Source organism: Pseudomonas sp. KB_15 (assembly GCF_052114525.1).
GTDB lineage: Bacteria > Pseudomonadota > Gammaproteobacteria > Pseudomonadales > Pseudomonadaceae > Aquipseudomonas.
The window spans coordinates 1-5,893 of the sequence record NZ_JBFREX010000088.1; the positions used below are offsets into that span (position 1 = coordinate 1).

4 protein-coding genes and 1 pseudogene are annotated in these 5,893 nt (G+C 59.7%); 4 read left to right on the plus strand and 1 reads right to left on the minus strand.

Features of this window, described 5'->3' with window-relative positions; genetic code table 11:
- Positions 1–68: 68 nt before the first annotated feature.
- Positions 69–1,073 carry an NADP-dependent oxidoreductase gene (locus tag AB4Z35_RS29625; protein WP_442101107.1) on the minus strand — a complete coding sequence of 335 codons (1,005 nt, stop codon included), beginning with the start codon at positions 1,071–1,073 and terminating at the stop codon, positions 69–71.
- Positions 1,074–1,309: 236 nt separating this feature from the next.
- Here AB4Z35_RS29625 and AB4Z35_RS29630 point away from each other — a divergent pair, with 236 nt between their 5' ends.
- The 4 genes and pseudogenes from AB4Z35_RS29630 to AB4Z35_RS29645 all read left to right on the plus strand — a co-directional run bounded on the left by AB4Z35_RS29630 (position 1,310) and on the right by AB4Z35_RS29645 (position 5,808).
- Positions 1,310–2,071 (plus strand): SDR family oxidoreductase, encoded by a 762-nt coding sequence (locus AB4Z35_RS29630; protein WP_008003267.1) that lies wholly within the window; start codon positions 1,310–1,312, stop codon positions 2,069–2,071.
- A 278-nt stretch (positions 2,072–2,349) separates the two neighbouring features.
- Positions 2,350–3,735, plus strand: a complete 1,386-nt coding sequence (locus tag AB4Z35_RS29635) for an aminotransferase-like domain-containing protein (protein ID WP_442101108.1) — start codon at positions 2,350–2,352, stop codon at positions 3,733–3,735.
- 987 nt (positions 3,736–4,722) lie between these two features.
- Positions 4,723–4,950, plus strand: a pseudogene (locus tag AB4Z35_RS29640) (HAMP domain-containing protein); the annotation flags it as partial.
- Positions 4,945–5,808 carry a methyl-accepting chemotaxis protein gene (locus AB4Z35_RS29645; protein WP_442101109.1) on the plus strand — a complete coding sequence of 288 codons (864 nt, stop codon included), beginning with the start codon at positions 4,945–4,947 and terminating at the stop codon, positions 5,806–5,808. The pseudogene AB4Z35_RS29640 and the gene AB4Z35_RS29645, both read left to right, overlap by 6 nt.
- Positions 5,809–5,893: the final 85 nt, after the last annotated feature.

A 5,893-nucleotide genomic window follows, 5' to 3' on the forward strand; every position in this document is an offset into this window, starting at 1 on the left:
GACTGATACACCCTCTTCGCGAGCAAGCCCGCTCCCACATTGGTTTTGGGGTTATTTCACATTTCGGGTCAAACCTTCAACACCAACTTCCCGAAATTCTCGCCGTTGAACAATTTCATCAGCGTCTCCGGGAAAGTCTCCAGTCCTTCGACGATGTCTTCCTTGCTCTTGAGCTGCCCCTTGGCCATCCAGCCGGCCATTTCCTGGGCTGCGCTGGCGTATTGGGCGGCGTAGTCCATCACCACAAAACCTTCCATGCGTGCGCGGTTGACCAGCAGCGACAGATAGTTGGCCGGCCCCTTGACCGCTTCCTTGTTGTTGTACTGGCTGATGGCACCGCAAATCACCACCCGCGCCTTAAAGTTCAGGCGGCTCAACACCGCGTCGAGAATGTCGCCACCCACGTTATCGAAATACACGTCGACACCTTTCGGGCACTCGCGCTTGAGGCCGGCGAGGACGTCTTCGCTCTTGTAGTCGATAGCACCGTCGAAACCCAGTTCATCGATCAGGAACCTGCACTTGTCGGCGCCGCCAGCGATGCCAACCACCCGGCACCCTTTGATCTTGGCGATCTGCCCGGCAATGCTGCCCACGGCGCCGGCTGCGCCCGACAGCACCACGGTGTCACCGGCCTTTGGAGCGCCGACGTCGAGCAGGGCGAAGTACGCCGTCATCCCGGTCATGCCCAGTGCCGACAAGTAACGTGGCAACGGTGCCAGTTTCGGATCGACCTTGTAGAAGCCTCGCGGCTCGCCGAGGAAGAAATCCTGCACGCCCAGGGCGCCGTTGACGTAATCCCCGATCGCGAACCCCGGGTTGTTCGACGCAATGACTTTGCCCACCCCCAAGGCGCGCATGACTTCGCCGAGCCCGACCGGGGGGATGTAGGACTTGCCTTCGTTCATCCAGCCGCGCATGGCCGGATCCAGGGACAGGTATTCGTTTTTGACCAGGATCTGACCCGCAGCCGGTTCGCCGACCGGCACTTGCTGATAAGTGAATGTCTCGCGGGTCGCTGCGCCAACCGGACGTTTGGCGAGCAGGAATTGGCGATTGGTCTGGGAGGTCATGGCAGGCACTCAAGATGAATGAAGCTTTGTTGATAGCCGGTCAGCGACGATGCCGCAAGTTCGGCTGATGCGGCGAATGCAGGTTGATCCAGTGCAGTGATAGTTGGTACGGCAGTTCCATCACTGCAACTCATGGGCACCCAACCGGAGTCTTGATAGTGCTGCCGTGTTCATGGCCTCCATGGCTAGACTGGTCCTGCGCGATTCCCCGCTTTCTTCTCTTCGAGGACATAACAATGAGCATGACGTTTTCCGGCCAGGTGGTTGTGGTGACAGGCGGGGCGGCCGGTATTGGCCGTGCGACCGCCCAGGCATTTGCCGCTGAAGGCCTGAAGGTAGTGGTGGCCGATATGGACACGGCGGGCGGCGAGGGCACGGTGGCGCTGATTCGTACGGCCGGTGGCGAAGCGACCTTCGTGCGCTGCAACGTTACCCTGGAAAGTGATGTAAAAAATCTGATGGATGAGGTGATCAACACTTACGGTCGCCTTGACTATGCCTTCAACAATGCCGGCATCGAAATCGAGAAAGGCAAGCTGGCCGAAGGTACGCTCGACGAGTTCGACGCGATCATGGGCGTCAACGTCAAAGGCGTCTGGCTGTGCATGAAATACCAGTTGCCGCTGCTGCTGGCGCAAGGGGGCGGCGCGATCGTCAATACCGCATCGGTGGCCGGCCTTGGGGCAGCGCCGAAGATGAGCATCTACGCAGCCTCTAAACATGCGGTGATCGGCCTGACCAAGTCGGCGGCCATTGAGTACGCCAAGAAAAAGATCCGGGTTAACGCCGTGTGCCCGGCGGTGATCGACACGGATATGTTCCGCCGCGCTTATGAAGCCGACCCGAAAAAAGGCGAGTTCGCCAACGCCATGCATCCGGTCGGTCGCATTGGCAAGGTCGAAGAGATCGCCAGCGCGGTGCTGTACCTGTGCAGCGATGGCGCGGCGTTCACCACAGGGCATTCATTGGCCGTGGACGGTGGTGTTACCGCGTTTTAAAACGACGCACCGATACCGAATACATGCGGAACCTGTGGGAGCGGCGGTGCGGCGATCCGACTTGCTCGCGAAGAGGGCGTATCAGTCGAAATTAATATCGGCTGACACACCGCATTCGCGAGCAAGCCCGCTCCCACAGGTTTTTTGGTTGCACAAAGAGACCGGGCAATGTGTTTCAAATAATTAGATCGAATGTTTTTGGCGGCGTTGTCGCACATGCCTTCGAACACTCCTGTGATTAACTGCTTCCCGCAAAATCAACAGGAGTTTGCTTGCTCATGGARTTGAGAATCGACCGACAGGCGCTGGTGCCCGTCGTACAGCAAATTGTTGACGCGCTGACCTGCTGGCTTCATTCCAGCGGGGCATCGCCCGGTACGCGCCTGCCTTCGGTGCGACAGATCGCGCGGATCAATTTGCTCAGTCAGTCAAGCGTCACCCAGGCCTGCGAACGCCTGGTCACGCAGGGGATGCTGGTGTCACGTCATGGGGCGGGCTATGCGGTCGCCAACCCGGCATTGGCCGCGGGTGCAAAGCACGAGCCGGCGTGGTTCGAGGGGGCTGCGCCCGAGCACGGGCCCTGTTCGAGTGAGTTGAGGCTGGGTTGTGGCGGGCTGCCCGAAAGCTGGCGCGAGACGGACGATCTGATTTACGCGATTCGGCAAGTCAGTCGTACCGATACGGCCAGCCTGTTCAACTACAGCACGCCGCTGGGTTTGCCGGCCTTGCGACAACAGATCCTCAAGCGCCTCAGGCAACTGGATATCCGGGTGCAGGACAACCGGATCATGACCACGGCGGGTGCCAGTCAGGGGCTCGACCTGATCGTGCGGACACTGTTCAAGGCCGGTGACTGTGTGGTCGTGGAAAGTCCCGGTTATCCGGTGCTGTTCGATCTGCTCAGGCTGCACGGCATTCACATGGTCGAGGTGCCGCGAACACCGCGCGGGCCGGACGTGGACGTGCTCGAATCGGTGCTGGTCAAACACCGGCCCCAAGGGCTGGTCATCAATAGCTTCTATCACAACCCGACCGGCAGCAGTCTTGCACCGGCGGTGGCGCGCCGCGTGCTGCAGCTGGCCAGGACCTTTGGCGTGCAGGTGATCGAAGACGACGTTTATACGGATTTGCATAGCGGTTCCGGTACGCGACTGGCTGCGCTGGACGACAGCGTGATCTACGTGGGCAGCTATTCCAAGACACTCAGCAGTTCCTTGCGGGTTGGTTTCGTGGTGGCCGGTTCCGAAGTCATTACGCGTCTGGCCGAGGTCAAGATGATCACTGGCATGGGCGCCTCACAATTTTGCGAGTCGGTGCTGGCGTGCCTGTTGGCTAACGGTGCCTACGGCAAACTGGTGCAGCGTCAGCGCCAACGCTTGAACAGCGACCGGCTGGCGGTGTTGCAATTGCTCGAAGATGCCGAGTGGGAGGTTTTCGGCAAACCGGCGGGAGGCCTGTTCATCTGGGCTCGATCACGAATGTCCGACTACGATCAGGTGCGGACTCAGGCACGGCGTCTGGGTGTGCTGCTGTCATCGAAGACCGCCTTCAATCCCTCGGGTGAGGCCAATGACTGGCAGCGTATCAACGTGGCCTATGCCTGCGATCCGCGTGCCCGTGCGTTCTTTCAGGCCACTGCCCGGGATCGACCTCAAGCGTTCTGAAAACGACGTTGGCGTAGCTTTTTGCCATTATTGCGGCGCCAGAGCCTTGTGTTGCTACTGGCCCGTTGCGAATCTGCGTCTACAGACTTTGGCAGGGGACTAAGTGCAATGATTTCRGCCGTGCAAGGACGTTTTGCCAACCTCGGTATGGCGAAAAAACTGGGTATCGGGTTTGTCCTGGTGCTGTTGTTGACTGCGCTGGTGGCGGGCATTGGCGTTTGGTCCCTGCAAACGATCAGCCAGCGCTTCGACGGGCTCAAGCAAATGTCATCGCTCAACAGCGGTTTGCTCAAGGTGCGGCTGCTGGAGCAGGAATACGCATTGCATGGCAATCCGAAAACCGTCGATGCCCTGCACGAGGGCGTCGATGGCCTGATCGCCCTGGCCGGCCAGCTGAAGGCCGCGTCTGCGGCCAACGTGCCGGTGATGAATGATGTCGAACAGTCTTTGGGGGCCTATCGCAAGGCCTTCGACGAGTTTGTCTCGCTCACCCAGGCCAAGGACCTGGCGCTGGAAATGGCCAGTTGGTCGGTGTCCAGCGTGGCCAATAATCTTGACGTATTGCAGTCCGGGCTCGCCGATGACGGGGCTTATACCCTGAAAGACTCCGAAGGCAAGGACGGTGCGCAATTCATCGAACAGGCCAGTCAGGTCAGCCAGGTTTCACGCTTGATGCTGCAAGCCATGAATGAAGCACGCGTGCGTCTGGATCAAAGCCGCAAAGGCGACGACAGCGCCGGGCAGGGCAAGATCGAACAGTCCAGCCAGGCATTGGCCCAGGCCGAGCAACTCAAGACCACAGTCAAGGATGAGGGTTACCAGACTGTCCTCAATGAGGTGATGGGCCATATCGCCAGTTTCAGTGACAAGCTCGCCGAGTACACCGGCCTGCTGGAACAGGAAAAAACCGTCTATCAACAATTGCATCAGCGCGCAGCCCAAGTGGTCGAGCGGGTGGATCAGGCTTATGTCGCGCAAGACCAGGCGATGCAGGCTGAACTGAAAAAGAACTCGCTGCTGATCATCGGCTCTTCCGCCCTGGCCTTGCTGGTTGGGCTGGTTGCCGCGTGGTTCATCACCCGGTTGATCGTGGCACCGCTGCGCAGTGTGATTGATGTGGCGCAGCAGATTGCCTCAGGGGATTTGAGTGCGACCATTGACGTGACCCGCCGTGACGAAATCGGTCAGTTAATGCAGGCAATGCAGCAAATGGGGGCGGGGCTCAGCCAAATAGTCAGCGGCTTGCAGTCGGGTATCGAACAGTTGGCGACTTCCGCCCAATCGCTGTCGGCGGTGACTGAGCAGACCAACCTCGAAGTCAGCACGCAGAAAGAGGAAACCGAGCAGGTCGCCACCGCAATGAATCAGATGACGGCCACGGTGCATGATGTCGCGCGTAACGCCGAGGAAGCAGCCTTGGCTGCGCAAACGGCTGACGGCAAGGTTGAAAGCGGTCAGCAGGTGGTGCGCCAGAGCATGGCGCGAATCGAGCAGTTGGCGGATTCGGCGACTTCCGCCAGTTCGAGCATCGAAAGCCTGAGTGCGGAAATCCAGAACATCGGCACAGTCTTGAGTGTGATCAAAAGCGTGGCGGAGCAGACCAACCTGCTGGCGTTGAACGCGGCGATCGAGGCCGCCCGGGCTGGCGAGCAGGGCAGGGGCTTTGCCGTGGTGGCCGATGAAGTGCGTGCATTGGCCAAGCGAACCCAGCAATCGACCGAGGAAATCGAACGCCTGGTCAGCGCTTTGCGTTCGGCGGCGCAGTCGTCGGTGCAGCAGATCCAGAGCAGTGGCGAGTTGGTGAAACTGGCAGTCAGCGACGCCTTGCAGACCGAGAGTGCGCTGGGCAGTATTGCCGCGGCGGTATCGTTGATCCAGCAGATGAACCAGCAGATCGCTGCGGCAGCCGAGGAACAGAGCTCGGTGGCCGAAGAGATCAACCGCAGTGTCACCAGTATTCGCGCCAGTGCCGATCAGTCATCGCTGGCAATGCAGGGCAATGCAGCGTCCAGTATCGAGCTGGCGCAACTGGGGGTTGAACTGAAGGGGATGGTGGGGCATTTCAGGCTTTGAAGTGATTTTGTAGCAGCTGCCGAGCCCGCGAGGCTGCGTTCGGCTGCGAAGCAGTCGTAAAATCAGTCATTGCGGTACGTCAGGC

Coding starts and splice junctions, on each gene's coding strand:
- AB4Z35_RS29630 (WP_008003267.1), top strand. CDS start 1,310: ATGAGCATGACGTTTTCCGGCCAGGTGGTTGTGGTGACAGGCGGGGCG.
- AB4Z35_RS29625 (WP_442101107.1), bottom strand. CDS start 1,073: ATGACCTCCCAGACCAATCGCCAATTCCTGCTCGCCAAACGTCCGGTT.
- AB4Z35_RS29645 (WP_442101109.1), top strand. CDS start 4,945: ATGGGGGCGGGGCTCAGCCAAATAGTCAGCGGCTTGCAGTCGGGTATC.